This is a genomic window from Citricoccus zhacaiensis (assembly GCF_014645315.1).
GTDB lineage: Bacteria > Actinomycetota > Actinomycetes > Actinomycetales > Micrococcaceae > Citricoccus > Citricoccus zhacaiensis.
Window position 1 is genome coordinate 219,785 of record NZ_BMLQ01000005.1, and the last position, 23,835, is coordinate 243,619.

30 protein-coding genes are annotated in these 23,835 nt (G+C 66.1%); all 30 read left to right on the plus strand.

Annotated features, from left to right (window positions below; genetic code table 11):
- Positions 1-20 precede the first annotated feature (20 nt).
- The 30 genes from IEX49_RS10135 to secY all read left to right on the plus strand — a co-directional run bounded on the left by IEX49_RS10135 (position 21) and on the right by secY (position 23,784).
- A complete protein-coding gene (locus tag IEX49_RS10135) occupies positions 21-1,361 on the plus strand; it encodes a carboxylate--amine ligase (protein ID WP_188806042.1) in 1,341 nt (446 codons plus the stop codon).
- A 395-nt stretch (positions 1,362-1,756) separates the two neighbouring features.
- Positions 1,757-2,131 carry a 30S ribosomal protein S12 gene (gene rpsL / locus IEX49_RS10140; protein ID WP_091692838.1) on the plus strand — a complete coding sequence of 125 codons (375 nt, stop codon included), beginning with the start codon at positions 1,757-1,759 and terminating at the stop codon, positions 2,129-2,131.
- The gene (gene rpsG, locus IEX49_RS10145; RefSeq protein ID WP_115931898.1) at positions 2,131-2,601 is read left to right on the plus strand and encodes a 30S ribosomal protein S7; all 471 of its coding nucleotides are present in this window, start codon (positions 2,131-2,133) and stop codon (positions 2,599-2,601) included. The genes rpsL and rpsG overlap by 1 nt, the downstream gene beginning before the upstream one ends.
- A gap of 119 nt (positions 2,602-2,720) precedes the next feature.
- A complete protein-coding gene (gene fusA, locus IEX49_RS10150) occupies positions 2,721-4,835 on the plus strand; it encodes an elongation factor G (RefSeq protein ID WP_188806043.1) in 2,115 nt (704 codons plus the stop codon).
- Between the two features lie 288 nt (positions 4,836-5,123).
- Positions 5,124-6,314, plus strand: coding sequence for an elongation factor Tu (gene tuf, locus IEX49_RS10155; RefSeq protein ID WP_188806044.1), 1,191 nt, complete (start codon positions 5,124-5,126; stop codon positions 6,312-6,314).
- Between the two features lie 738 nt (positions 6,315-7,052).
- Positions 7,053-8,795 (plus strand): hypothetical protein, encoded by a 1,743-nt coding sequence (locus IEX49_RS10160; RefSeq protein ID WP_188806045.1) that lies wholly within the window; start codon positions 7,053-7,055, stop codon positions 8,793-8,795.
- Entirely contained in the window at positions 8,756-11,035 is a 2,280-nt protein-coding gene (locus tag IEX49_RS10165) for a hypothetical protein (RefSeq protein WP_188806046.1), read from the plus strand. Before IEX49_RS10160 ends, IEX49_RS10165 begins: the two co-directional genes overlap by 40 nt.
- A gap of 9 nt (positions 11,036-11,044) precedes the next feature.
- Positions 11,045-11,170, plus strand: coding sequence for a hypothetical protein (locus IEX49_RS17020; protein WP_268237711.1), 126 nt, complete (start codon positions 11,045-11,047; stop codon positions 11,168-11,170).
- A complete protein-coding gene (locus IEX49_RS10170; RefSeq protein ID WP_308421929.1) occupies positions 11,167-11,766 on the plus strand; it encodes a DUF3817 domain-containing protein in 600 nt (199 codons plus the stop codon). The genes IEX49_RS17020 and IEX49_RS10170 overlap by 4 nt, the downstream gene beginning before the upstream one ends.
- 383 nt (positions 11,767-12,149) lie before the next feature.
- Positions 12,150-12,458: a 30S ribosomal protein S10 gene (gene rpsJ / locus IEX49_RS10175; protein WP_010145320.1), complete on the plus strand. Its 309-nt coding sequence runs from the start codon at positions 12,150-12,152 to the stop codon at positions 12,456-12,458.
- 20 nt (positions 12,459-12,478) lie between these two features.
- The gene (gene rplC, locus IEX49_RS10180) at positions 12,479-13,129 is read left to right on the plus strand and encodes a 50S ribosomal protein L3 (protein WP_188806047.1); all 651 of its coding nucleotides are present in this window, start codon (positions 12,479-12,481) and stop codon (positions 13,127-13,129) included.
- A gap of 4 nt (positions 13,130-13,133) precedes the next feature.
- Positions 13,134-13,790: a 50S ribosomal protein L4 gene (gene rplD / locus IEX49_RS10185; protein ID WP_188806048.1), complete on the plus strand. Its 657-nt coding sequence runs from the start codon at positions 13,134-13,136 to the stop codon at positions 13,788-13,790.
- Positions 13,787-14,092: a 50S ribosomal protein L23 gene (gene rplW / locus IEX49_RS10190; protein WP_115931893.1), complete on the plus strand. Its 306-nt coding sequence runs from the start codon at positions 13,787-13,789 to the stop codon at positions 14,090-14,092. The genes rplD and rplW overlap by 4 nt, the downstream gene beginning before the upstream one ends.
- Positions 14,093-14,128: 36 nt before the next feature.
- Positions 14,129-14,968 (plus strand): 50S ribosomal protein L2, encoded by an 840-nt coding sequence (rplB, locus tag IEX49_RS10195; protein ID WP_115931892.1) that lies wholly within the window; start codon positions 14,129-14,131, stop codon positions 14,966-14,968.
- Between the two features lie 12 nt (positions 14,969-14,980).
- The gene (gene rpsS / locus IEX49_RS10200; protein ID WP_115931891.1) at positions 14,981-15,262 is read left to right on the plus strand and encodes a 30S ribosomal protein S19; all 282 of its coding nucleotides are present in this window, start codon (positions 14,981-14,983) and stop codon (positions 15,260-15,262) included.
- A gap of 42 nt (positions 15,263-15,304) precedes the next feature.
- Entirely contained in the window at positions 15,305-15,667 is a 363-nt protein-coding gene (gene rplV / locus IEX49_RS10205) for a 50S ribosomal protein L22 (protein ID WP_188806049.1), read from the plus strand.
- Positions 15,668-15,670: 3 nt separating this feature from the next.
- On the plus strand, positions 15,671-16,486 hold the full coding sequence (gene rpsC / locus IEX49_RS10210; protein WP_188806050.1) for a 30S ribosomal protein S3: 816 nt from the start codon (positions 15,671-15,673) through the stop codon (positions 16,484-16,486).
- Positions 16,486-16,902 carry a 50S ribosomal protein L16 gene (gene rplP / locus IEX49_RS10215; protein WP_115931888.1) on the plus strand — a complete coding sequence of 139 codons (417 nt, stop codon included), beginning with the start codon at positions 16,486-16,488 and terminating at the stop codon, positions 16,900-16,902. The genes rpsC and rplP overlap by 1 nt, the downstream gene beginning before the upstream one ends.
- Positions 16,903-16,904: 2 nt before the next feature.
- Positions 16,905-17,252: a 50S ribosomal protein L29 gene (gene rpmC / locus IEX49_RS10220; RefSeq protein ID WP_188806051.1), complete on the plus strand. Its 348-nt coding sequence runs from the start codon at positions 16,905-16,907 to the stop codon at positions 17,250-17,252.
- Entirely contained in the window at positions 17,249-17,542 is a 294-nt protein-coding gene (rpsQ, locus tag IEX49_RS10225) for a 30S ribosomal protein S17 (RefSeq protein ID WP_115931887.1), read from the plus strand. The genes rpmC and rpsQ overlap by 4 nt, the downstream gene beginning before the upstream one ends.
- Positions 17,543-17,983: 441 nt before the next feature.
- Positions 17,984-18,352 (plus strand): 50S ribosomal protein L14, encoded by a 369-nt coding sequence (gene rplN, locus IEX49_RS10230; RefSeq protein WP_115931886.1) that lies wholly within the window; start codon positions 17,984-17,986, stop codon positions 18,350-18,352.
- Positions 18,353-18,355: 3 nt separating this feature from the next.
- Positions 18,356-18,697, plus strand: coding sequence for a 50S ribosomal protein L24 (gene rplX, locus IEX49_RS10235; RefSeq protein WP_115931885.1), 342 nt, complete (start codon positions 18,356-18,358; stop codon positions 18,695-18,697).
- Positions 18,697-19,308 carry a 50S ribosomal protein L5 gene (gene rplE / locus IEX49_RS10240; protein WP_188806052.1) on the plus strand — a complete coding sequence of 204 codons (612 nt, stop codon included), beginning with the start codon at positions 18,697-18,699 and terminating at the stop codon, positions 19,306-19,308. The genes rplX and rplE overlap by 1 nt, the downstream gene beginning before the upstream one ends.
- Positions 19,309-19,379: 71 nt before the next feature.
- The gene (rpsH, locus tag IEX49_RS10245; protein ID WP_159552324.1) at positions 19,380-19,778 is read left to right on the plus strand and encodes a 30S ribosomal protein S8; all 399 of its coding nucleotides are present in this window, start codon (positions 19,380-19,382) and stop codon (positions 19,776-19,778) included.
- Positions 19,779-19,808: 30 nt separating this feature from the next.
- Positions 19,809-20,342, plus strand: coding sequence for a 50S ribosomal protein L6 (rplF, locus tag IEX49_RS10250; protein WP_188806053.1), 534 nt, complete (start codon positions 19,809-19,811; stop codon positions 20,340-20,342).
- Positions 20,342-20,716 carry a 50S ribosomal protein L18 gene (rplR, locus tag IEX49_RS10255; RefSeq protein WP_188806054.1) on the plus strand — a complete coding sequence of 125 codons (375 nt, stop codon included), beginning with the start codon at positions 20,342-20,344 and terminating at the stop codon, positions 20,714-20,716. The genes rplF and rplR overlap by 1 nt, the downstream gene beginning before the upstream one ends.
- A 38-nt stretch (positions 20,717-20,754) precedes the next feature.
- Entirely contained in the window at positions 20,755-21,522 is a 768-nt protein-coding gene (rpsE, locus tag IEX49_RS10260) for a 30S ribosomal protein S5 (protein WP_373286715.1), read from the plus strand.
- On the plus strand, positions 21,515-21,742 hold the full coding sequence (gene rpmD / locus IEX49_RS10265) for a 50S ribosomal protein L30 (RefSeq protein ID WP_188806056.1): 228 nt from the start codon (positions 21,515-21,517) through the stop codon (positions 21,740-21,742). The genes rpsE and rpmD overlap by 8 nt, the downstream gene beginning before the upstream one ends.
- A complete protein-coding gene (gene rplO, locus IEX49_RS10270) occupies positions 21,735-22,217 on the plus strand; it encodes a 50S ribosomal protein L15 (protein ID WP_188806057.1) in 483 nt (160 codons plus the stop codon). Before rpmD ends, rplO begins: the two co-directional genes overlap by 8 nt.
- Positions 22,218-22,476: 259 nt before the next feature.
- Positions 22,477-23,784 (plus strand): preprotein translocase subunit SecY, encoded by a 1,308-nt coding sequence (gene secY / locus IEX49_RS10275; protein WP_188806058.1) that lies wholly within the window; start codon positions 22,477-22,479, stop codon positions 23,782-23,784.
- The last annotated feature ends 51 nt before the right edge of the window (positions 23,785-23,835 follow it).

Genomic DNA, 23,835 nt, shown 5'->3' on the forward strand with positions numbered 1-23,835 from the left:
CCGCCGGTAGCATCGAAGCCATGGAAGACCCCGCTGCCTCCTCGGCCAAACCTTCAGCCAGTCAGTCAGTCATACCCGCGGGGCAGCCCTTCGTGCCGGTGATCACCGGGGGAGACGTGGGTGCGTACTCCCTGGCCCGGGAGTTCCACGAGGCCTACGGCGTGATCTCCGCGCTGGTCCCGACGTCCCTGAACCGCAACCTGAAGCACTCCGCCATCCTGGAGGCGTTCCCGGCTGGGCCCATGACGGAGGAGCAGCCCGTCATCGACGCCCTCGTGCGGGTCGCCGGGCGCTTGCGCGGGGAGCCCCGCCGCCCGCTGTTGCTGCTGGCCAGCTATGACCACCTCGTGCGCTTCGCCGTACGCCACCGCGAGACCCTCGAGGCCGCCGGCTACACCGTTCCCTATCCGGATGAGGACGCCCTGGACGCGGCAGCCCTCAAGGAGAACTTCTACGCGCTGTGCGAGCAGTACGGGGTGCCGTACCCGAAGACCGCCACCTACGACGCCGGCTCCCATATCCCCGAGGCCGCGCGCCGGTTCGCTGCCGGGCTGAGCCTGACCTACCCCGTGATCCTCAAGGCCGGCGACGGCGGGGCATGGGCGGACATCCGCTTCGAGGGCCGGCGCAAGGTGCACGTGATCGGGAGCTCCGACGCCGGGGGAGGGGGAGCCGCCGAGGTTGAGGCCCTTCTCGGCAAGGCCAGCGCGGCCGGTTATCGAGGATCCTTGATCGTGCAGGAGATGGTGCCCGGGCCGGACTCGCAGCTGGGTATCGCCACGTTCTTCCGTGACCGCACCGGTTCCACCCGGCTCGTGTCCTACGGAGAGGTCATCGTCGAGGATCATGCCCCCGGCCTGGAGGGCAACGCTCGAGCGGTGCTGGCCTCCGCACATCCGGTGATCGCGGACCAGGGGATCGCCCTGATGGAGGCGCTCGACTGGCACGGTTTCGCGATGTTCGACACCAAGGTCGATCCCCGCACCGGCGTGGCCCAGTTCCTGGAGATGAACCCACGGCTGGGCCGGAACCACTACTACCTGACGGCCGCCGGGGCGAACCCGGCCCCGTACCTGGTGGAGGAGTATCTGAACCTGGACCTCAAGACGGACCTGCGGCTGGACGAGGGGCGGGTGACCACCACCGGCCCCGCCCTCATCACCACCATCCCGCTCTCCCTGGTCGACCAGTACGCCACCGACGCACAACGGCAACGCATCCGGGAGGCGAAGCGAGCCGGGCGGGTCGTGCGGCCCTTTTCCTACGCCGCGGACCGTGACCTACGGCGCGAGCTCTATCTTCGCGCCGCCGAGTTGAAGGCACGTCGGGTGTTCCGCAACCACCCGGCGCCCCGGGAGTAGCCGGGCCGGTCCACTCGCTACCCACGCCTTCTCCACCCGCCCCTTCTGTTCGACCCTTCTCGATCCGAGCCCGTCCCCACCCGACCTCATCCCCACCCAACCCCCTCCCCGCCCTCTCGCCGACCCTCAGTTTCACCGCTACACCCAGGGGGTGGTAGGCTGGTCTCAATTGTTTTTGTGTGGCAATAGGGACACAGTCCGGGTTGCGGGGTTCTTGCGCAACGAATGCCACACTTTTGCACGCCTGCGGTCGTTCTCGCTGAACCCCCTCGGGTGCGAAGAAACGACCATCAGCAGTCCAGGTTGACGCGGGCCCGTCCTGTGCGCCCGCCGGGCTGGAAGCAGGACAGCTGTGAAAGCAGCCAACCTGGAACCGAACAACGGAGAGACCAAGAGTGCCTACGATTCAGCAGCTGGTCCGCAAGGGCCGCTCACCGAAGGTCGTCAAGACCAAGGCTCCTGCACTGCAGGGGAACCCCATGCGCCGTGGCGTGTGCACCCGTGTGTACACCACCACCCCGAAGAAGCCGAACTCCGCACTGCGCAAGGTGGCCCGTGTCCGCCTCAACGGCGGCATCGAAGTCACCGCCTACATTCCGGGCGAGGGCCACAACCTGCAGGAGCACTCCATCGTGCTGGTGCGCGGCGGTCGTGTGAAGGACCTCCCGGGCGTCCGCTACAAGATCGTCCGCGGCGCCTTGGACACCCAGGGTGTCAAGGGTCGCGGCCAGGCCCGCAGCCGCTACGGCGCGAAGAAGGAGAAGAAGTAATGCCACGTAAGGGTCCTGCGCCGAAGCGCCCCCTCGTCGTCGACCCGGTCTACGGGTCCCCGCTGGTCACCCAGCTGATCAACAAGGTGCTGGTGGACGGCAAGAAGTCCACCGCCGAGCACATCGTCTACGGTGCCCTCGAGGGTACTCGTGACAAGGGCGGCGCCGATCCGGTGGCCACCCTCAAGAAGGCCATGGACAACGTCCGCCCGGCCCTCGAGGTCCGCTCCCGCCGCGTCGGCGGCGCCACCTACCAGGTGCCCGTCGAGGTCAAGCCGGGTCGTTCCACCGCGCTGGCCCTGCGCTGGCTCGTGGGCTACTCCAAGGCCCGTCGCGAGAAGACGATGACCGAGCGCCTCATGAACGAGATCCTCGACGCGTCGAACGGTCTCGGTGCCGCGGTCAAGCGCCGCGAGGACACCCACAAGATGGCCGAGTCCAACAAGGCATTCGCCCACTACCGCTGGTGATTCTCGTGCGCCCGGAAACCGTTACGGCGGTTTCCGGGCGCCGTGCCGCCTGCACTCGCTGCCGGCACCGGCTACCGGCATCACTACAGGACCCACCCACCAAACCTTAGGGAGACACCGTGGCACAGGACGTGCTGACCGACCTCAAAAAGGTCCGCAACATCGGCATCATGGCGCATATCGATGCCGGCAAGACCACCACCACCGAGCGCATCCTCTTCTACACGGGCGTCAACCACAAGTTGGGCGAGACCCACGACGGCGCCTCCACCACGGACTGGATGGAGCAGGAGAAGGAACGCGGCATCACCATCACCTCCGCCGCGGTGACCTGCTTCTGGGACGACAACCAGATCAACATCATCGATACCCCGGGCCACGTCGACTTCACCGTCGAGGTGGAGCGCTCCCTGCGCGTGCTCGATGGCGCCGTCGCCGTGTTCGACGGCAAGGAGGGCGTGGAGCCGCAGTCCGAGACCGTGTGGCGCCAGGCAGACAAGTACAACGTGCCCCGCATCTGCTTCGTCAACAAGATGGACAAGCTGGGCGCCGACTTCTACTACACCGTGGACACCATCGTGTCCCGCCTCGGCGCCAAGCCGCTCGTGATGCAGCTGCCGATCGGTGCTGAGAACGACTTCGTCGGCGTGGTGGACCTGCTGTCCATGAAGGCGTTCGTCTGGGAGGGCGACTCCAAGGGTGACGTCACCATGGGTGCCGCCTACGAGACCCGCGAGATCCCGGCCGACCTCCAGGAGAAGGCCGAGCAGTACCGCGCCCAGCTCATCGAGGCCGTCGCCGACACCTCCGAAGAGCTCATGATGAAGTACCTCGAGGGTGAGGAGATCTCCAACGAGGAGATCCAGGCCGGCGTGCGCCACCTGACCATCAACGCCGAGGCGTACCCGGTCTTCTGTGGTTCTGCCTTCAAGAACCGTGGTGTGCAGCCGATGCTGGACGCCGTGGTCTCCTACCTGCCGAACCCCATGGACGCCGGGGCCATCACCGGTCACGACGTCAAGGACGAGGAGAAGGAGCTGACCCGCGAGCCCTCGAAGGAAGGCCCGTTCTCGGCCCTGGCCTTCAAGATCGCGGCGCACCCGTTCTTCGGCCAGCTGACGTTCATCCGCGTGTACTCCGGACGTCTGAACCCCGGTGACCAGATCCTGAACTCCACCAAGGGGAAGAAGGAGCGCATCGGCAAGCTGTTCCAGATGCACGCGAACAAGGAGAACCCGGTTGAGGAGGTCGTGGCGGGTCACATCTACGCCGTGATCGGACTCAAGGACACCACCACCGGTGACACCCTGTGCTCGACCACCGACCCGATCATCCTCGAGTCGATGTCCTTCCCGGAGCCCGTGATCTCCGTGGCCATCGAGCCGAAGACCAAGGGCGACCAGGAGAAGCTCTCCACCGCCATCCAGAAGCTCGTCGCCGAGGACCCCACGTTCACCGTGAACCTCGACGATGAGACCGGTCAGACCGTCATCGGCGGCATGGGCGAGCTGCACCTGGACGTCTTCGTGGACCGCATGCGCCGCGAGTTCAAGGTCGAGGCCAACGTGGGCAAGCCCCAGGTGGCCTACCGCGAGACCATCAAGAAGAAGGTCGACAAGGTCGACTACACGCACAAGAAGCAGACCGGTGGTTCCGGCCAGTTCGCCAAGGTGCAGATGGCCTTCGAACCGATGGACACCTCCGAGGGCGAGTTCTACGAGTTCGTCAACGCCGTCACCGGCGGTCGCATCCCGCGCGAGTACATCCCCTCCGTGGATGCCGGCATCCAGGACGCCATGCAGTTCGGCATCCTGGCCGGCTACCCGATGGTCGGCGTGAAGGCCACCCTTCTCGACGGCGCCTACCACGATGTCGACTCCTCGGAAATGGCGTTCAAGCTTGCCGGCTCCATGGTCTACAAGGAAGGCATCCGCCGGGCCAACCCGGTCATCCTCGAGCCCCTGATGGCCGTGGAGGTCCGCACCCCGGAGGAGTACATGGGCGATGTCATCGGCGACTTGAACTCCCGCCGTGGCCAGATCCAGTCCATGGAGGACGCGCAGGGTGTCAAGGTCGTCAAGGCGAATGTCCCGCTGTCCGAGATGTTCGGCTACATCGGCGACCTGCGGTCCAAGACCCAGGGCCGTGCCGTGTACTCGATGACCTTCGACTCCTACGCCGAGGTCCCCAAGGCCGTGGCCGACGAGATCATCCAGAAGAACAGCGGCGAGTAGTCAGCTGTCACAGAACGTGTTCGGAAGGGTGGCGGAAGCCTTGGTACTCCCAGGGGATCCGCCACCGGACCGGACAGGTGGCCCGTCCGCACTCCGGAGGATGGAACCACCACAGGACGGAAGGTCGGTCCGCGGAAAAGGCGGTCCGAGTGGCCTGATCCAGGACCGGTCCTGACGCAATCCGGAGAATTATCACCAGCAGACAGATCGAAGTAGACTTTCCCAAGTTGTCAGCACGCCACCCGTGTCTGAGAAGTCTCTTCAGATGAACAGTTCTAGGAGGAACCTGTGTCGAAGGCAAAGTTCGAGCGGTCGAAGCCGCACGTTAACGTCGGTACCATCGGCCACGTTGACCACGGTAAGACCACGCTGACCGCCGCTATCTCGAAGGTCCTGTACGACAAGTACCCGGACCTCAACGAGGCCCGCGACTTCGCGACGATTGACTCGGCGCCGGAAGAGCGTCAGCGCGGCATTACCATCAACATCTCGCACGTGGAGTACCAGACCGAGAAGCGCCACTACGCCCACGTGGACGCCCCGGGCCACGCGGACTACATCAAGAACATGATCACCGGTGCTGCCCAGATGGACGGTGCCATCCTCGTGGTCGCCGCCACTGACGGCCCGATGGCCCAGACCCGTGAGCACGTCCTCCTGGCCCGCCAGGTTGGCGTTCCCGCTCTGCTGGTCGCCTTGAACAAGTCCGACATGGTCGAGGACGAGGAGCTCCTGGAGCTCGTCGAGATGGAGGTCCGCGAACTGCTGTCCTCCCAGGAGTTCGACGGCGACGAGGCCCCGGTCATCCGCACCTCCGGCCTGAAGGCCCTCGAGGGCGATGAGAAGTGGGTCAAGTCCGTCGAGGACCTGATGGACGCCGTGGACAGCTTCATCCCGGATCCGGTCCGCGACAAGGACAAGCCGTTCCTGATGCCGATCGAGGACGTCTTCACCATCACCGGCCGCGGCACCGTCGTGACCGGCCGCGCCGAGCGTGGCACGCTGAAGATCAACTCCGAGGTCGAGATCGTGGGCATCCGCGACATGCAGAAGACCACGGTCACCGGTATCGAGATGTTCCACAAGCAGCTCGACGAGGCCTGGGCCGGCGAGAACTGTGGCCTGCTGCTTCGCGGTCTGAAGCGTGAGGACGTCGAGCGCGGCCAGGTTGTTGTGGCTCCGGGTTCCATCACCCCCCACACCAACTTCGAGGGCAACGTCTACATCCTGTCCAAGGACGAGGGCGGCCGTCACAACCCGTTCTACTCGAACTACCGCCCGCAGTTCTACTTCCGCACCACCGACGTCACCGGCGTCATCACGCTGCCGGAAGGCACCGAGATGGTCATGCCGGGCGACACCACCGAAATGTCGGTCGAGCTGATCCAGCCGATCGCCATGGAAGAGGGCCTCGGCTTCGCCATCCGTGAGGGTGGCCGCACCGTGGGCTCCGGCCGCGTCACCAAGATCCTCAAGTGATCTAAGGCGTCAGCCAAGCATCAGCGAGAACCCCTTCGGCTTCGGCCGGAGGGGTTCTGGCGTTTAACGCTGCCTTCCGTTCGACTGGCGCCACTTTCCGTCCGACGCTGACCTGAAGCCCTCCGGCCTGTGGATAAGCGGGTCTGACCTGCGCTGGCATCGTACGCTGTGGGTGTGGGGATCTTCATAGCGTTGGTATTCGGGCTGCTCGTCGGTGCTGCCGTGGCCCGGTTCGTGGTCCGCCGGGGGCCCACCAAGGCACCCGGTGAGGGGGTGGGGACGTACTCGCGCTCGGACCTGGCCCGCGCGTGGCAGCAGGGGTACGACGCCGGCTCGGCCGCCTCGGCCATCCCAGCCTCCTCCGGTGTCCCCACGACCTCTGGTACCCCCACGACCTCTGGTGCGCCAACGACCTCTGGTGCGCCAACGGGGCCTGGTGTCCCCATCGGATCTGGATCTCCGGTTGATCCGGTAGGCCCGGCTGATCACGTCGCTGCACCCTTCGCTCCAGCCACCCCTCCGGCCTTCCGTCCACCCGCCCGTCCACCCTCCCTTCCTTACTCCCTTCCGTCCTCGCCTCCGCCCTCCCTTCCGTCCTCCCCGCCAGCGTTCCCTCGTGCCTCCCTGCCCCCGGCATCGTCCATCCCGGTTCAGACGCCGGAAGAACAGGCGGCGGAGAAGGCGCGGCGTGATCGGCGCAACGTCAACATCACCCTGTACACCGCATGCCTCCTGCTGGTGGCAGCTGCCTCTCTGTTCATCGGGGCCGCGCTGCCGGTGACGGCCAGGGTCGCAGGACTGGCCGTCGTCGTGGGCCTGTTCTATGGTGCGGGACTGGTGGTGCATGCGAGGAGCCGCACCCTGCGACCGGCGGCCACCGCCTTCACCGGGACGGGGCTGGCGTTGGTGCCCGTGGCCGGGGTGGCCCTGGATGTGCTCGTCCTGCACGATCCGGACCTCTCCTGGCTGCTCACCTCGGCGGTAGGGACCGTCATGATGGTGTTCGCGGCAGTGCGCCTCGACAGCCGGATCGTGGCCTACCTGACCGTGCCGTTCCTGCTCAGCACCGTCATGGCCTCCGGCGCCGCCGTGCAGCGGGGCCTGGTGTGGGCCCTCATCGCCTCGATCGGCCTTGCGGTTCTGATGGCGTGGATCTCGGTTGAGGGATCTGGCCGCAACCGTTGGTTGCCGATAGCCTTCCGGACGGCGTTCGCGCGGACCCATCAATGGATCGTGCCCGGCATGGTGGTCCTGGGGCTGGTCGTCGGCGTCTGGATCGAGCCGGTGCAGATGTTCCTGCTCCTGTTGTCGGCGTGTGCCTACTATGCCACCGCTGCGGTGATCGGGCCGGAGCGATACCGACTGGCGGCGACCTACGCCGTGCGGTGCGGAATCCTGGTGGCACTCGTCCCGTGGGCGCTCATGCTGGACTGGTCGGCGGATCTCTTGCTGACCTCGCTGGTCGTGTACCTCTGCCTGCAGATCCCGTTGGTGTGGCGCGGAGACGGCGACCACGGTTACCTGCCGGTCGGGGTGGCGGCGATGGTGGACCACGCGGGCTGTTGGCTGGTGGCCGTGGCCCTGGCGGCCTCGTCCCAGCTTGCCGCGCTGGCCGGGCCGGTGCTCGGGACAGAAGGGCTGTTGCGGCTGACGCCGGGGATCGGCGTTGCCGCGGCCGTCGTGGTGGTCACCACGGCGGTGTTCTCGCTGCTGTTCCTCCACACCAACCGTCTGGGTGAGGTGGGGGCACCGGGAGCCGCCAACCTGCTCTGGCAGGTGACGACGCCGGTCGCCCTGACACCGCTGCTGATCAACCCCCAGATTCGCCCGGAGCGCTACGCCGGGGCCGGTGATGGCCGCGGCTGGAATCTCGAGATCATCCTTCTCGTGATCATGGTGGTCGAGGCCGTCTCCCTGGTTCTGCTGCGGCGCCGCGGCCAGCACCGCCGGATCGACACCCGCCTCGTTCCCCACGTCATCGCCGCCAGCGGTGTCGCCCTCGTGTACCTGGCCGCCTCACGCTGGGCGGACCCGGCCGGCGGAGCAGCGCTGACCCTGACCGCCCTCGCCGCGGTGCTCTGGGCCACGGTGACAGCCCTGCACCAGGGACCGCTGACGGTGCGCGCTGGTCTCACAACGGACGCCGAGGGGCAGGTAGCCACAGGGCAGCCGTCCGGCAGAGAGGAGCCAGCGGGCGGTGCCTCGCCAGCCGATGCGATGCTGCCGGTGGTGGTCTGGTCAGGAGCCAGCCTGCTGGCCGTGCTCCTCCTGCTCACGCCGTCCCTGTCCCAGGGTGGTGTGCTGCTGGGCTGGTATGTCCTCGCCGGGATCACGGCAGCGGTGGCCCTACGGTGGCTGGGTACCGGCGCGCCGTGGAACGGCGAGCCAGGCCGGCCCGGCGACCCCTCACACGATCCCTCACACGACCATCCGCACGACGCATGGGGGACCGGCAGCTCATCTGCCGCAGCATCGTGTTGATCGTGGGCGGACTGACGCTGCTCACCGCAACGCTTCGGTTCGCCGGCGTGGCCGAGGCGGCTCGTACTTCCAGCACCTCTGATCCCGCCACCGGAGTCTCGTCCTGGCACGTGGTGATCGCACTGGTGCTGCTGACGGGTTGGTTGGTGACGGTCGCCGTCCTCACCCGGGGCCGGCTGCCGCAGGCCACCCGCACGGTGGTCCTGCTGGCCGGCCAGGCCTCGTCCGCCGTGCTGGTCTCCACGGTGGTGGACCGGCTCGGAGGCAACGAGTCCGCGGCCCGTGCCGCCGCCGTCGTGGCCCTGGTGATCGGCTTGGCCTTGCGCTCCCGCTTTGCGCGGCGGTTGCCGGGCTCGGACCAGAGCGGGGGGTCGCCGGGGTTCCTCACGGCCCCCTCCGCGTCCTGGTTGGTGACGGGCGCGGTGATCGTCCTGGGGTTCGTGGAGCTCGCAGCAGGGGAGGGCGACCGCGCCGCGCTCATGGTCATGGCACTGGCCCTGATGGGGGCCGGGCTGGTGCTGCGGGTCTCCGCCGGCGGTCACTGGGCCGTGCTGGCGGGAGCAGGGGGACTCGTGGTGGTGGCCAGCGCCTGGTTCGACCTGACGGGTGGCTGGCTGCCGGCCGCCCTGTTCCCGACGTCGGCCGCCGCGGCCTTGATCCTGCTGCTCACCCTGTCCGTTGCCGCCTGGGAGATCGCGGTCTCGACGGGGCGGCTGGTGCCGAGAGCCGGTAGCGAACCGGCCTCCTTGGCCTCCTGGCCCTGGCTGAACGACCTCGCCCTTTTCCGTTCGGCTGCCGCGGCGACCGGGTGGGCCATAGCCCTCGTGTTGGGCCTGACCGGCGAGGTGGACCGGGATCCGCACTTCGGCGTACTGGGGATGACGGTGGCCGTGGGGGCACTGGTGCTGTACGTCTTCGCCCGGACGCGGGGCATGGTGGCGCTGGTCGCCGGGACAGTCCTCGGTGTGCCCGTGTCCGGGTCGCTGCTCTTGCCCTGGTGGAATGAGCGCGGGTGGTGGTTCCCGGACGAGACGTGGACGGCCGTCATCATCGGCGTACTGTCGGCGGCGGTCCTGGGGCTGTGGGCGGTGGTGGATGCACGCCAGGGTCAGAGGACATTGGCGACGGTGGAAGCTGTTCAAGCAGCTCAAGCAGCTCAAGCAGCTCAAGCAGCTCAAGCAGCTCAAGCAGCTGAAACCGTGGGGTCGGCTGAGATCCCGGTAGTTCCGGTGACCCTCGAGCCAGGTGCCCGTCAGCGGCAGGCGACCCTGTGGCAGGGCGGACTGGCTGTGATGCTCGTGCTGGCGCTGGGCACAGTGGTGGCCCTCGAGCCGCGCGCCGGCCTGCCCGGGAACGCCGTCGTCTGGACCGCCTTGGCTGTGGCAGTAGCGGGGATCTGGCTCACCGTCGACACCTGGGGGAGGACGCTGCTGTGGGCCGAAACCCTGGGCGGGCAGACTCAGTGGGTCCTCTGGGGGCGGGACGCGGCGGTCTTGCTGACGTTCGCGGCCGCGTCGCGCGCGTGGTGGCAGACCGCTGTCCCCGACGACCCGGGCCGCGCCGTCTGGTGGAATGTCCAGCTGTTGGTGCTCGTGCTGGTGGGACTCGGATTCCGGCACGTGCTGCGCGAAAGGTCCCTTCCGGGGCAAGACCCGGGGATGGAATCGAAGCAGGAATCGGGGCAGGAATCGGGACAGGATCCGACGCAGGAGAGGGGCGGCTTGGAGGCGGGCGGCCTCGGGGTAGTCCGGTCGCAGGCAGGCGGCGCGGAGACAGGTCTCCGCCGCCCCTTGGCCTACTTCGGTGCGGCGGCAGGCGTCTTCACGCTCGCGGCACTCTATGTCCTGGCGAACGGCACCGCCCTCATGCAGCTGACCGTGTTGGGTGGCTTCGCCCTGCTCGTGGTGCTCGGCCTGACTCGTCGCGAACAACTCCTCACGTGGTGGGGCGCGGCGGGGGTCGCGATGTCTGTGCTGTGGTACCTGCGCGGATATACCTACCTCTACCTCGCGTTGCTGGGGCTCGTCCTGATCGTGCTGGCTGTGCGGCAATTGCGACGTCACCAGGCCCGGCAGTCTGCCGGAGGCCCGGACGAGGCCCGGCAGTCCGCCGGAGACCCGGGCGTGACTCCGGACATGGGCGTGGCCCCGGGCCGGCACCTGGACTTTGGACGGGGCTTGGGCTCGGACCGGGGCGTGGGCTCGGACCGTGACCAAGCAGAGGGCACCAGAGGCCGGTAGGCTGGACTTATGGAATTCCTCATTGCCCTGGTGATCATCGCCGCGGTGGTCTTCGCGATCGTTCGACTGCGCAAGACCTTCGGCCGCGAGATCGACCGTGCGAAGCGCATCAAGCGAGCGAACGACCACCAGTGAACCCGAACAAGGACACCAGCACCGGCGGGACACGCTCCGGTGCACCCTCCAGCTCAACCGCCAATACACCCTCCACCACACCCTCCAGCTCAACCCAGAGCACGCCAGCGAGGAAGGGCACCATCCTGCCGGGACCCCGGGCGGTCTACCGGGTCTTCGCGACGGCGGAGATGTTCACCTGGGCCCTCCTGATCCTGGCCATGGTGCTGAAGTACTCCGGCGCCACCGAGGTCCTGATGCCCGCCGCCGGGGGAGTGCACGGTTTCGTGTTCCTCTGCTACTGCGTCGTGACCGTCGGCGTGTGGATCAACCAGCGGTGGAGCGCCGGTCGCGGAGCCGCGGCCGTCCTGCTGGCGGCGGTGCCATTCGCCACCCTTCCGTTCGAACGGTCGCTGGCCCGGCGCGGGGAACCGGACGCCACCTGGCGACTGGTGGATGGGCGCACCGGTGACCTTGGCCCCCGGGGCTTCTGGGAATCGCTCGAGGCCTGGGTCCTGCGGAACGTGATCCTGGCCGCGGTCGTGACGGCCGGCGTCGTGGTGGTGGTGTTCTCGCTGTTGCTGATGGCGGGCCCGCCAGGTGAGTGGTTCGACTGAGGGTGTTGACGCTCAGCTGAATTAGCGCCTGGGGCACGGATCTGTCATACTGGATCAGTTGCTCAAGTGCTTGGGCGTGTGTGGAGTGGTGTCCGTGAGGTCCAGATTCTGCCGCCCGAGACCAAATCAACGCACAATCCCCATCTGGATCTGGCGGTCCTGTGGTCAGCTGTGTCTCTGGCATGTTCACGCATGTCTGCGGAGCGGATCACGACACGCCCGACCGCGTGGGTCGAAGCCCCGGCAGGGCGAGGAACCCGGTTCTCCGGATTTGGTCTGCGCGGGTGGATATAGAAGCGCGGGGCCGGTTCGCCGGGCCCGTCGCACACAGGGACAGGTACGTGTAACGCGTACGAAGCACAGGACGAAAGAGGCATGACGCCATGGCGGGACAGAAAATCCGCATCCGGCTGAAGTCGTATGACCACGAGGTCATCGATACTTCGGCTCGGAAGATCGTCGACACGGTCACGCGCGCAGGCGCAACGGTGGTGGGCCCAGTGCCGCTGCCGACTGAAAAGAACGTGTACGTCGTGATCCGCTCTCCCCACAAGTACAAGGACAGCCGCGAGCACTTCGAGATGCGCACGCACAAGCGGCTGATCGACATCATCGACCCGACGCCGAAGGCTGTCGACTCGCTCATGCGCCTCGACCTTCCGGCCGACGTCAACATCGAAATCAAGCTCTGAGAGGGAGGTGCTGAGAAACTATGACCATCACGCGAAACGTTAAGGGCCTGCTGGGCACGAAGCTCGGCATGACCCAGGTCTGGGATGCAGACAACAAGCTCATCCCCGTCACTGTCGTCCAAGCTGAACCCAACGTTGTGACCCAGCTGCGCAATGCGGAGGCCGACGGCTACGCCGCCGTCCAGATCGCCTACGGGCAGATCGACCCGCGCAAGGTCACCAAGCCGCTCGCCGGCCACTTCGAGAAGGCCGGGGTCACCCCGCGCCGTCACGTGGTCGAGCTGCGCACCGGTGACACCGCCGAGTACACCCTCGGCCAGGATGTCACCGTCGAGGTCTTCGAGGCCGGCCAGAAGGTCGACGTCGTCGGGACCACCAAGGGCAAGGGCTTCGCCGGTGTCATGAAGCGTCACGGCTTCGCCGGTGTGTCCGCCTCGCACGGCGCCCACAAGAACCACCGCAAGCCGGGTTCCGTCGGTGGCGCGTCCACCCCGGGCCGCGTCTTCAAGGGCCAGCGCCTTCCGGGCCGCATGGGCGCCGTTCGCCAGACCACCCAGAACCTCACCCTCCACGGCATTGACGTGGAGAAGAACCTGCTGCTGATCAAGGGCGCCGTCCCGGGTCCCCGCGGCCGGGTCGTCCTGGTTCGCACTGCAGTGAAGGGAGCATGAGCAGATGGCTACCAACGCAACTAACGCAGAAGCCAAGGCCGACGTGAAGACCGTCGCCGTCGACCTGCCCGCCGAGATCTTCGATGTCCAGGCCAACGTGCCGCTGATGCACCAGGTTGTGGTGGCCCAGCTGGCCGCCGCTCGCCAGGGCACCCACAAGGTCAAGCGTCGGGGCGAGGTCTCCGGTGCCGGCCGCAAGCCGTTCAAGCAGAAGGGCACCGGCCGCGCCCGTCAGGGTTCGATCCGCGCCCCGCAGATGGTGGGTGGCGGTGTGGTCCACGGCCCCGAGCCGCGTGACTACTCGCAGCGCACCCCCAAGAAGATGAAGGCTGCCGCCCTGCGTGGCGCCCTCTCTGACCGCGCTCGTAACGGCCGCGTCCACGTGATCGAGGAACTGGTCTCCGCCGGTACCCCGACCACCAAGGGTGCCAAGGCCGTCCTGTCCGCGCTGACCGCGGGACGCAAGAACGTCCTGCTGGTCATCGAGCGTGCTGACGACACTGCGGCACTGAGTGCCCGCAACCTGGAGTCGGTGCACACCCTGTACTTCGATCAGCTGAACACGTATGACGTGCTGGTCAGCGATGACGTGGTCTTCACCCAGGCTGCCTACGAGGCGTTTGTGGCCAAGGCCGGCGCACAGAAGGAGGATGCCAAGTGAGCGGCTCCATCAACAAGAATCCCCGCGACGTGGTCATTGCCCCGGTCGTGTCGGAAAAGAGCTACGGCCTGATCGACGAGGGTAAGTACACCTTCCTGGTCGACCCGCGCTCCAACAAGACCGAGATCAAGCAGGCGGTTGAGGCTATCTTCTCCGTCAAGGTTGACTCGATCAACACCCTGAATCGTGCCGGCAAGCGCAAGCGCACCAAGTTCGGTTGGGGCTCCCGCAAGAGCACCAAGCGCGCGGTCGTGACGCTCAAAGAGGGCACGATTGACATCTTCGGAGGTCCGCTCGCCTGAGGCGTAGCGGAGACCACTTAATCGAGGAACTGACACATGGCTATCCGTAAATACAAGCCGACCACCCCGGGCCTTCGCGGCTCGTCCGTGGCCGACTTCGCAGAAATCACCCGGACCACCCCGGAGAAGTCGCTGCTTCGCCCGCTCACCAAGAGCGGCGGACGCAACAACTCCGGCAAGATCACCACCCGCCACAAGGGCGGCGGCCACAAGCGCCAGTACCGCGTCATCGACTTCCGTCGTCATGACAAGGACGGCGTGCCGGCGAAGGTCGCTCACATCGAGTACGACCCGAACCGCACCGCCCGCATCGCCCTGCTCCACTACGTGGACGGCACCAAGCGCTACATCCTGGCCCCGGCCAAGCTGAACCAGGGTGACACCATCGAGGCTGGCGCGACCGCGGATATCAAGCCCGGCAACAACCTGCCGCTGCGCAACATCCCGCTCGGCACCGTCATCCACGCGGTGGAACTGCGTCCGGGCGGCGGCGCCAAGCTGGCCCGCTCGGCCGGTTCGTCCATCCAGCTGGTCGCCCGTGAAGGCAAGTACGCCCAGTTGCGTCTGCCCTCCGGCGAGATCCGCAACGTGGACGTGCGCTGCCGCGCCAGCATCGGCGAGGTCGGCAACGCCGAGCAGTCGAACATCAACTGGGGCAAGGCCGGCCGCATGCGGTGGAAGGGCGTTCGCCCGACCGTCCGCGGTGTGGTCATGAACCCCGTCGACCACCCGCACGGCGGTGGCGAGGGCAAGACCTCCGGTGGTCGTCACCCGGTCAACCCCAATGGCAAGCCAGAGGGCCGCACCCGCCGCCCGAACAAGGAAAGCGACAAGCTCATCGTGCGCCGTCGCCGTACCGGCAAGAACAAGCGATAGGAGCCTGGAGACATGCCACGTAGCCTGAAGAAGGGCCCCTTCGTTGATCAGCACCTCTACCTCAAGGTGGACGCTGAGAACGAAAAGGGCACCAAGAACGTCATCAAGACCTGGTCCCGCCGGTCCATGATCATCCCCGACATGCTCGGGCACACGATCGCGGTGCACGACGGACGCAAGCACATCCCGGTGTTCATCACCGAGTCGATGGTCGGGCACAAGCTCGGCGAGTTTGCACTCACGCGGACTTTCCGCGGTCACGTGAAAGACGACCGGAAGGGCAAGCGCCGCTGACGCGGGGCTTGACCGTCCGAGACACTCGAAAGAAGGAAAGCAATGGAAGCCAAGGCAATTGCGCGCCACCTGCGTGTAACGCCGATGAAGGCCCGGCGCGTCGTCAACCTTGTCCGTGGCAAGCAGGCGAACGAAGCACTGGCCATTCTGCAGTTTGCCCAGCAGGGCGCTTCGGAGCCGGTGTACAAGCTGGTCGCCTCCGCGGTGGCCAACGCCCGGGTCAAGGCCGACCGCGAGGGCATGGCGTTCAACGAGGACGCCCTGTTCATCACTGAGGCCTTCGTCGACGAAGGACCGACCATGAAGCGTTTCCAGCCGCGTGCCCAGGGCCGCGCCGGACGCATCAACAAGCGCACCAGCCACGTCACCGTGGTCGTTGCGACCGAGGAAGAGGAGGGGAAGTAACCCATGGGTCAGAAGATCAACCCGAACGGTTTCCGCCTCGGCATCACCACCGACCACGTCTCGCACTGGTTCGCTGACTCCAACAAGGAAGGCCAGCGGTACAAGGACTTCCTGAAGGAAGACATCAAGATCCGCGAGCTGATGACCATCGGCATGGAGCGCGCCGGCATCTCGAAGGTGGAGATCGAGCGGACCCGTGACCGTGTGCGTGTGGACATCCACACCGCTCGTCCCGGCATCGTCATCGGCCGCCGCGGCGCCGAGGCCGATCGCATCCGCACCGAGCTCGAGAAGCTCACCGGCAAGCAGATCCAGCTGAACATCCTCGAGGTCAAGAACCCCGAGATCGATGCCCAGCTGGTCGCCCAGGGTGTCGCCGAGCAGCTCGCTTCCCGCGTGGCGTTCCGCCGTGCGATGAAGAAGGCCATCCAGTCCGCCACTCGTGCCGGTGCCAAGGGCATCCGCATCCAGTGCGCCGGTCGCCTGGGTGGCGCGGAGATGTCGCGCTCGGAGTTCTACCGCGAAGGCCGTGTGCCGCTGCACACCCTGCGCGCGAACATCGATTTCGGCAAGTTCGAAGCCAAGACCACCTTCGGCCGCATCGGCGTGAAGGTCTGGATCTATAAGGGCGACCTGACGGCCAAGGAACTGGCCGCCAAGGAAGCTGCTGCACCGTCCGGCCGTGGTGCCCGTGGTGGCGACCGCCGTGGACCCGGTGGTCCCGGTGGTGGCGATCGTCGCCGTCGCAACGACCGCGCCCCGCGTCAGGACTCGGCTGCTGCAGGCTCCTCTGCGCCCGCTGAAGGAGGCAATGCCTGATGTTGATTCCCCGTCGAGTCAAGCACCGCAAGCAGCACCACCCGAAGCGCTCGGGCATGGCCAAGGGCGGTACGGCCGTCACGTTCGGCGAGTGGGGCATCCAGGCCCTGACGCCGGCCTACGTGACCAACCGTCAGATCGAGTCCGCTCGTATCGCCATGACGCGCTACATCAAGCGCGGCGGCACCGTGTGGATCAACATCTACCCGGACCGTCCGCTCACCAAGAAGCCGGCCGAAACCCGCATGGGTTCCGGCAAGGGTTCCCCCGAGTGGTGGGTCGCCAACATCAAGCCGGGTCGCGTGCTCTTCGAGCTCTCCGGCGTCAGCGAGGACGTGGCCCGCGAGGCGCTGCGCCTGGCTATGCACAAGCTGCCTTTGAAGGCACGTATCGTCCGCCGAGAGGGTGGTGAGTGATCATGGCTACCGGTTCGAAGGAACTGAATGTCGAGGCCCTGGACGGCCTGGACAACGCCCGTTTGGCCGAGGAGCTCAAGCGCTCCAAGGAGGAACTGTTCAACCTGCGTTTCCAGTCGGCCACCGGCCAGCTGGACAACCACGGCCGTCTGAAGACCGTCAAGCGCGACATCGCTCGGATCTACACGATCCTGCGTGAGCGTGAGCTGGGCATCCGCGAGGACGTCGAGGCTCCGGCCGAGGACGTCGCGGACGCGAAGGCTGACAAGGCTTCCAAGAAGGCCGTCAAGAAGAGCACCAAGGCCACTGCGGCCGAGGAGACCGAGAAGACCGAGGAGGAGGCCAAGTGACCGAGAACGCGAACGCATCTGCAGCCAACGAGGCCTCGGAGCGTGGCTACCGCAAGTCGCTCCGCGGCATCGTCGTGTCCGACAAGATGGACAAGACGATCGTCGTGCAGGTCGAGGACCTGAAGAAGCACGCCCTGTACGGCAAGGTCCTGCGTACCTCTAAGAAGCTGAAGGTCCACGACGAGGAGAACACCGCCGGCGTCGGCGACCGTGTCATCCTCGCCGAGACCCGTCCGTACTCCGCCACCAAGCGGTGGCGCCTGGTCGAGGTCACCGAGCGCGCCAAGTAAGCGCGAGGTCACCACAACCTCAGGACAAGCCCAGCCCGACGCCGGCCGGCACCGCATACGTGCGGTGACGGCCGGCGTCGTGCGTTGGGGTGGAAGTGCTGGTGGCGGAAGTCCTGGTGGTGGTCCGGTACCACAGAAGGTCAATTAGTCCGCTGGGTGCCCGGTGGGCTAAGATGGACCATCTGTGCGCCCTTGTTGGCGGGACTATCCACCCCGCGCGCCAAGGGTTTCGCAAAACTTCTCGATCAGCCGCCTCGGCCTTGCCCTGCGGATGGACGGTTGTTGCAGCGCTGGTCCCCGTCTGACAGGGGGGCCGGAAGGCTCTGCAACCGGCCCATACGCCACTGGGGCAGGGGTAAGTGGCCCGGGAACATCAAAATATCCGTTCCGCAAGGCTCGCCCGGCTTCGGGGGAGAACCAGCGCGACGACAGGAGTAACGAGTGATTCAGCAGGAGTCGCGGCTTAAGATCGCCGACAACACTGGTGCCAAGGAAATCTTGACCATCCGTGTTCTCGGTGGATCCGGACGCCGCTACGCAGGTATCGGTGACACCATTGTCGCCACCGTGAAGGACGCCATCCCGGGCGGCAACGTCAAGAAGGGCGACGTCGTCAAGGCAGTCATCGTTCGGACCAAGAAGGAACGCCGTCGTCCCGATGGCTCCTACATCAAGTTCGACGAGAACGCCGCCGTCATCCTCAAGACCGATGGCGAGCCCCGAGGCACGCGCATCTTCGGCCCCGTGGGCCGCGAGCTGCGTGACAAGAAGTTCATGAAGATCGTGTCGCTGGCACCGGAGGTGATCTGACACATGTCGAAGATCAAGAAGGACGACCTCGTCCAGATCATCGCCGGCAAGGACAAGGGCAAGCAGGGCAAGGTCCTGCGTGTCTTCCCGTCCCGTGACCGGGTGCTGGTGGAAGGCGTCAACCGCGTCACCAAGCACCTGCGTGCCGGCCAGAACAACAACGGTTCCACCGAAGGCGGCCTGCAGGTCGTCGAGGCCCCCGTTCACGTCTCGAACGTGGCCGTCGTGGATCCCGAGACCCAGAAGCCGACCCGCGTGGGTTACCGCTTCGAGACCGTGGAGAAGAACGGCGAGTCCAAGACCGTCAAGGTCCGCTTCGCCAAGGCCTCCGGAAAGGAGCTGTGATGACTGAGGTGCAGACTGCAGACACCACCGCCCCGAAGGTGGCCCCGCGCCTGAAGAACAAGTACCGCGAAGAGATCCGCGGCACCCTTCAGGAGGAGTTCGGCTACGCCAACCTCATGCAGATCCCCGGCCTCGTGAAGGTCGTCGTGAACATGGGTGTCGGTGAGGCCGCCAAGGACTCGAAGATCATCGATGGCGCCATCCGCGACCTGACCCAGATCACGGGCCAGAAGCCGCAGGTGACCAAGGCCCGCAAGTCCATCGCGCAGTTCAAGCTGCGTGAGGGCATGCCGATCGGCACCCACGCGACCCTGCGTGGCGACCGCATGTGGGAGTTCCTGGACCGCCTGGTCACCTTTGCGCTGCCGCGCATCCGTGACTTCCGCGGCCTGTCGCCGAAGCAGTTCGACGGCAACGGCAACTACACCTTCGGTCTGGCCGAGCAGTCGGTCTTCCACGAGATCGACCAGGACAAGATCGACCGCGTGCGCGGCATGGACATCACTGTGGTGACCACCGCCAAGACGGACGACGAGGGACGCGCGCTGCTCAAGGCGCTCGGCTTCCCGTTCCAGCCGTTCGACCAGCCCACGAAGTCCACTCAGAAGTAATTATCTACGTTGCAGGTCCCCACCGGTGTACCGGGAAGGGAAACCGCAACGAGGAAGGGCACGAAGCCCACATGACCATGACAGATCCTGTCGCAGACATGCTGACGCGTCTGCGCAACGCCAACTCGGCCTTCCACGATTCCGTGGAAATGCCGTCGTCCAAGCTGAAGATTCGCGTGGCCGACATCCTCAAGTCCGAGGGCTACATCGCTGATTACAAGGAAGAGGACGCCCAGGTGGGCAAGAAGCTCGTCATCGAGCTGAAGTTCGGTCCTCAGCGCGAGCGGGCCATCGCCGGCCTGCGCCGCATCTCCAAGCCCGGTCTGCGCGTGTACGCCAAGTCCACCAACCTGCCGCACGTGCTGGGCGGCCTGGGCATCGCCATCCTGTCCACCTCCTCCGGTCTGCTCACCGACCGCCAGGCAGCCAAGAAGGGCGTAGGTGGGGAAATCCTCGCTTACGTCTGGTAACGGCTAAGACGGAAGAAAGGTAGAACAGACATGTCACGTATTGGACGTCTTCCGATTACCGTGCCGTCCGGCGTCGAGATCAAGATCGACGGATCGAACGTTGCCGTGAAGGGCCCCAAGGGCGAGCTGAGCCACGCTGTGGCCAGCCCGATAGAGGTCTCGTTCGAGGAGGGCACCATCACGGTGACCCGCCCGAACGACGAGCGCGAATCGCGTTCGCTGCACGGCCTGACCCGTACCCTCATCTCGAACATGATCGTCGGTGTCACCGACGGCTATGAGAAGCAGCTCGAGGTCATCGGCACCGGTTACCGCGTGCTCGCCAAGGGCTCGGACCTCGAGTTCGCCCTCGGCTACTCGCACCCCGTTCCCGTCAAGGCCCCGGAGGGAATCTCCTTCAAGGTCGAGGGCAACAAGGTGACCGTGGTCGGCATCGACAAGCAGCGCGTCGGCGAGACCGCTGCGAACATCCGCAAGCTGCGCCGTCCTGACCCGTACAAGGGCAAGGGTGTGCGTTACGCAGGCGAGGTTATTCGCCGCAAGGCCGGAAAGGCAGGTAAGTAATGTCCACGCTGAAAGTGAAGGGCAAGGGGAAGTTCGTTTCCCGCACCCGCCGCCACTTGCGCGTTCGCAAGCGGATCTCCGGCACTGCCGTCCGTCCCCGTCTGGTGGTCAACCGCTCTGCACGTCACATCTTCGTGCAGGTCGTGGACGACACCCGCGGTGTCACCCTGGCCTCGGCCTCCACCATGGAAGCCGACCTGCGCGCCTTCGAGGGCGACAAGTCCGCCAAGGCGAAGAAGGTCGGCGAGCTGGTGGCCGAGCGTTCCAAGGCCGCTGGCATTGAGGCCGTGGTCTTCGACCGCGGCGGCAACAAGTACCACGGTCGCGTGGCCGCCGTCGCTGACGGTGCCCGGGAAGGTGGGCTGCAGCTGTGAGCGAGTCGAACACCGAGAGCAACAAGAAGGACACTCAGGTGACCGAAAACACCGAGAACACTGCCGTTGGCGGCGCGTCTGAGACCGCTGCCGGTTCGGCCAGCCAGTCCACTGAGGGCCAGGGCAACCGCGGCGGCCGTGGTGGCAACGACCGCGGCCGCGGCAACGACCGTGGCGGCAACGCCGGCGGCAACGACCGCGGTGGCCGTGGCGGACGCCGCGACGACCGTGGTGGCCGTGGCGGTCGCGACGACGACAAGGACAAGTTCCTGGAGCGCGTCGTGGCCATCAACCGTGTGTCCAAGGTCGTCAAGGGTGGTCGTCGGTTCTCCTTCACCGCCCTGGTGATCGTGGGCGACGGCGACGGCCTGGTGGGCGTCGGCTACGGCAAGGCCAAGGAAGTTCCGGCAGCCATCCAGAAGGGTGTGGAAGAGGCCAAGAAGTCCTTCTTCCGCGTTCCGCGCGTCGGCTCCACCATCCCGCACCTCGTGCAGGGTGAGGACGCCGCCGGTGTGGTGCTCCTGCGTCCGGCTTCCCCGGGTACCGGCGTGATCGCCGGTGGTCCGGTCCGCGCCGTGCTGGAGTGCGCAGGTATCCACGACGTGCTGTCGAAGTCGATGGGGTCCGCCAACGTGATCAACATCGTGCGCGGCACCGTGGATGCCCTGAAGCAGCTGGAGGAGCCCCAGTCCGTGGCTGCCCGTCGTGGCAAGACCCTGGACGAGGTCGCTCCTCACGCGATGCTCCGCACCATGGAGCAGGATCGCGCGAAGAAGAGCGAGAAGGCAGGTGCCGCCAATGGCTAATTTCAGCACGCGTAAGAACGTCGCCGTAAGCGATGCCACGCTGGAAATCACCCAGATCAAGTCCGCCATCGGCGGTAAGCAGAACCAGCGCGACACCCTGCGGTCCCTCGGCCTCAAGCGGATCGGCCACACGGTCAACCGCAAGGCCGATGCGGTCACCGTGGGTATGGTCAACACCGTGCCGCACCTGGTGAAGGTTGAGGAGGTCAACCATGGCTGATGAACGCTCAGTTGACAGCACTGCCGAGGGGATGAACGCGATCAAGGTCCACGACCTGCGTCCGGCCCCCGGCTCCAAGAAGGCCAAGACCCGAGTGGGTCGCGGCGAGGCGTCCAAGGGCAAGACCGCTGGTCGCGGTACCAAGGGCACCAAGGCGCGCTACCAGGTGAAGGCCGGCTTCGAAGGTGGCCAGGTGCCGCTGCAGATGCGTCTGCCGAAGCTGCGTGGCTTCAAGAACCCGTTCAAGGTCGAATTCCAGGTCGTGAACCTGGACAAGCTGTCGGAGCACTTCCCGGCCGGCGGCGACGTGACCGTGGACGATCTGATCGCCAAGGGCCTGGTCCGCAAGAACCAGCCGGTGAAGGTCCTCGGGACCGGCGAGATCACCGTGGCGGTGAACGTGAAGGCCAACGCCTTCTCGTCCTCCGCAGCGGAGAAGATCTCCGCCGCCGGTGGGTCCACCGAGACCCTCTGAACTGGATTCAGTCTGGTTCTGAACCGGTTCTGAACCGGTTCTGAACCGGTTCTGTGGAGGCTCGGCGTAGCCCCGCGTTAACCGAAAGTTGGCCCCCGGGCCGCCGTCCACGTGCGTTTTACGTGGATAGCGGCACGGGGGCCTTCTTCTTTCCGTTAGACTCGGTCAGTGGTTCCGGCAACGGTTCTGCCGAAGGCAACCCTTCGCCAGTTCTTCTTTCCGCGTCCAACCACAGCACCATCCACCTCCAGGAGGACGCTTGTTCAGCGCGATTGCCCGGGTTTTCCGGACGCCCGACCTGAGGCGAAAGATCTGGTTCACCCTAGGGATCGTCGTCATCTACCGGCTCGGGGCGTTCATCCCTGCCCCCGGTGTCGACTACGGGACCGTGCAGGTCTGCCTGGACCAGGGCAACACCACGGGCGGCCTGTACTCGTTCGTGAACATGTTCTCCGGCGGCGCGATGCTCCAGGTCTCCGTCTTCGCCCTCGGCATCATGCCCTACATCACGGCGGCCATCATCGTGCAGCTGCTGCGGGTGGTCATTCCCCGCTTCGAGGAGTTGCAGAAGGAAGGCGCCCAGGGCCAGTCCAAGCTGACCCAGTACACGCGCTACCTCACCGTGGCCCTGGCGCTGCTGAACGCCACCACGATCGTCTCGCTGGCACGCACCGGCGCGCTGCTCGGCTGCAACCTGCCGATTGTGCCGGATGACAGCCTCCCGGTGATCCTGCTGATGATCCTCACGCTGACCTCCGGCACCATCCTGATCATGTGGCTCGGCGAGCTCATCACCGAGCGCGGCGTCGGCAACGGCATGTCCCTGCTGATCTTCCTGTCCATCGCCGCCGGCTTCCCGGCCGGCCTGGGCCAGATCTGGTCCACCCAGGGATGGCGTGTGTTCGGCATCGTGCTGATCGTCGGCCTGCTGACCATCATGGCCGTGGTGTTCGTGGAGGAGTCCCAGCGCCGCGTCCCCGTGCAGTACGCCAAGCGGCAGATCGGCCGCCGCACCGTGGGCGGGACGTCCACGTACATCCCGATCAAGGTGAACATGGCCGGCGTGATCCCCGTGATCTTCGCGTCCTCGATCATGATGCTCCCGGGCATCCTCATCCAGTTCAACACCCCGCAGGACGGCACCACCCCGCCGCAGTGGGTCATCTTCCTCTCCGAGTACTTCGGCACCGGCTCGCACCCGGTCTACATGATCCTGTTCTTCCTGTTGACGATCGGCTTCACGTACTTCTACGTCACGATCACGTTCAACCCGGTGGAGATCAGCGACAACATGAAGAAATACGGCGGCTTCATCCCCGGTGTCCGCGCGGGCCGTCCGACCGAGAAGTACCTCGAGTACGTCATCAGCAGGATCACCTTCCCGGGCGCGATGTACCTTGGTGTCCTGGCGATGATCCCGATGATCGCCTTCGTGCTCATCAACGCCGACCAGAACTTCCCGTTCGGCGGCATCTCGATCCTCATCATGGTTGGCGTTGCGCTGCAGACCATCAAGCAGATCAATGCGCAGATGGAGCAGCACAACTACGAGGGCCTGTTGCGGTAGCGGACCTCGACTCCGGTGGGCACGTCCCGTACTCCTGAAAACCGAATATTC

What these genes read in the sequence shown, in the direction of transcription:
- IEX49_RS10135 (WP_188806042.1), top strand. Translation starts at nt 21, where the DNA reads ATGGAAGACCCCGCTGCCTCCTCGGCCAAACCTTCAGCCAGTCAGTCA.
- rpsG (WP_115931898.1), top strand. Translation starts at nt 2,131, where the DNA reads ATGCCACGTAAGGGTCCTGCGCCGAAGCGCCCCCTCGTCGTCGACCCG.
- IEX49_RS10165 (WP_188806046.1), top strand. Translation starts at nt 8,756, where the DNA reads ATGGGGGACCGGCAGCTCATCTGCCGCAGCATCGTGTTGATCGTGGGC.
- IEX49_RS17020 (WP_268237711.1), top strand. Translation starts at nt 11,045, where the DNA reads ATGGAATTCCTCATTGCCCTGGTGATCATCGCCGCGGTGGTCTTCGCG.
- rpsJ (WP_010145320.1), top strand. Translation starts at nt 12,150, where the DNA reads ATGGCGGGACAGAAAATCCGCATCCGGCTGAAGTCGTATGACCACGAG.
- rplC (WP_188806047.1), top strand. Translation starts at nt 12,479, where the DNA reads ATGACCATCACGCGAAACGTTAAGGGCCTGCTGGGCACGAAGCTCGGC.
- rplD (WP_188806048.1), top strand. Translation starts at nt 13,134, where the DNA reads ATGGCTACCAACGCAACTAACGCAGAAGCCAAGGCCGACGTGAAGACC.
- rplB (WP_115931892.1), top strand. Translation starts at nt 14,129, where the DNA reads ATGGCTATCCGTAAATACAAGCCGACCACCCCGGGCCTTCGCGGCTCG.
- rpsS (WP_115931891.1), top strand. Translation starts at nt 14,981, where the DNA reads ATGCCACGTAGCCTGAAGAAGGGCCCCTTCGTTGATCAGCACCTCTAC.
- rplV (WP_188806049.1), top strand. Translation starts at nt 15,305, where the DNA reads ATGGAAGCCAAGGCAATTGCGCGCCACCTGCGTGTAACGCCGATGAAG.
- rpsC (WP_188806050.1), top strand. Translation starts at nt 15,671, where the DNA reads ATGGGTCAGAAGATCAACCCGAACGGTTTCCGCCTCGGCATCACCACC.
- rplP (WP_115931888.1), top strand. Translation starts at nt 16,486, where the DNA reads ATGTTGATTCCCCGTCGAGTCAAGCACCGCAAGCAGCACCACCCGAAG.
- rpmC (WP_188806051.1), top strand. Translation starts at nt 16,905, where the DNA reads ATGGCTACCGGTTCGAAGGAACTGAATGTCGAGGCCCTGGACGGCCTG.
- rplX (WP_115931885.1), top strand. Translation starts at nt 18,356, where the DNA reads ATGTCGAAGATCAAGAAGGACGACCTCGTCCAGATCATCGCCGGCAAG.
- rplE (WP_188806052.1), top strand. Translation starts at nt 18,697, where the DNA reads ATGACTGAGGTGCAGACTGCAGACACCACCGCCCCGAAGGTGGCCCCG.
- rpsH (WP_159552324.1), top strand. Translation starts at nt 19,380, where the DNA reads ATGACCATGACAGATCCTGTCGCAGACATGCTGACGCGTCTGCGCAAC.
- rplF (WP_188806053.1), top strand. Translation starts at nt 19,809, where the DNA reads ATGTCACGTATTGGACGTCTTCCGATTACCGTGCCGTCCGGCGTCGAG.
- rplR (WP_188806054.1), top strand. Translation starts at nt 20,342, where the DNA reads ATGTCCACGCTGAAAGTGAAGGGCAAGGGGAAGTTCGTTTCCCGCACC.
- rpmD (WP_188806056.1), top strand. Translation starts at nt 21,515, where the DNA reads ATGGCTAATTTCAGCACGCGTAAGAACGTCGCCGTAAGCGATGCCACG.
- rplO (WP_188806057.1), top strand. Translation starts at nt 21,735, where the DNA reads ATGGCTGATGAACGCTCAGTTGACAGCACTGCCGAGGGGATGAACGCG.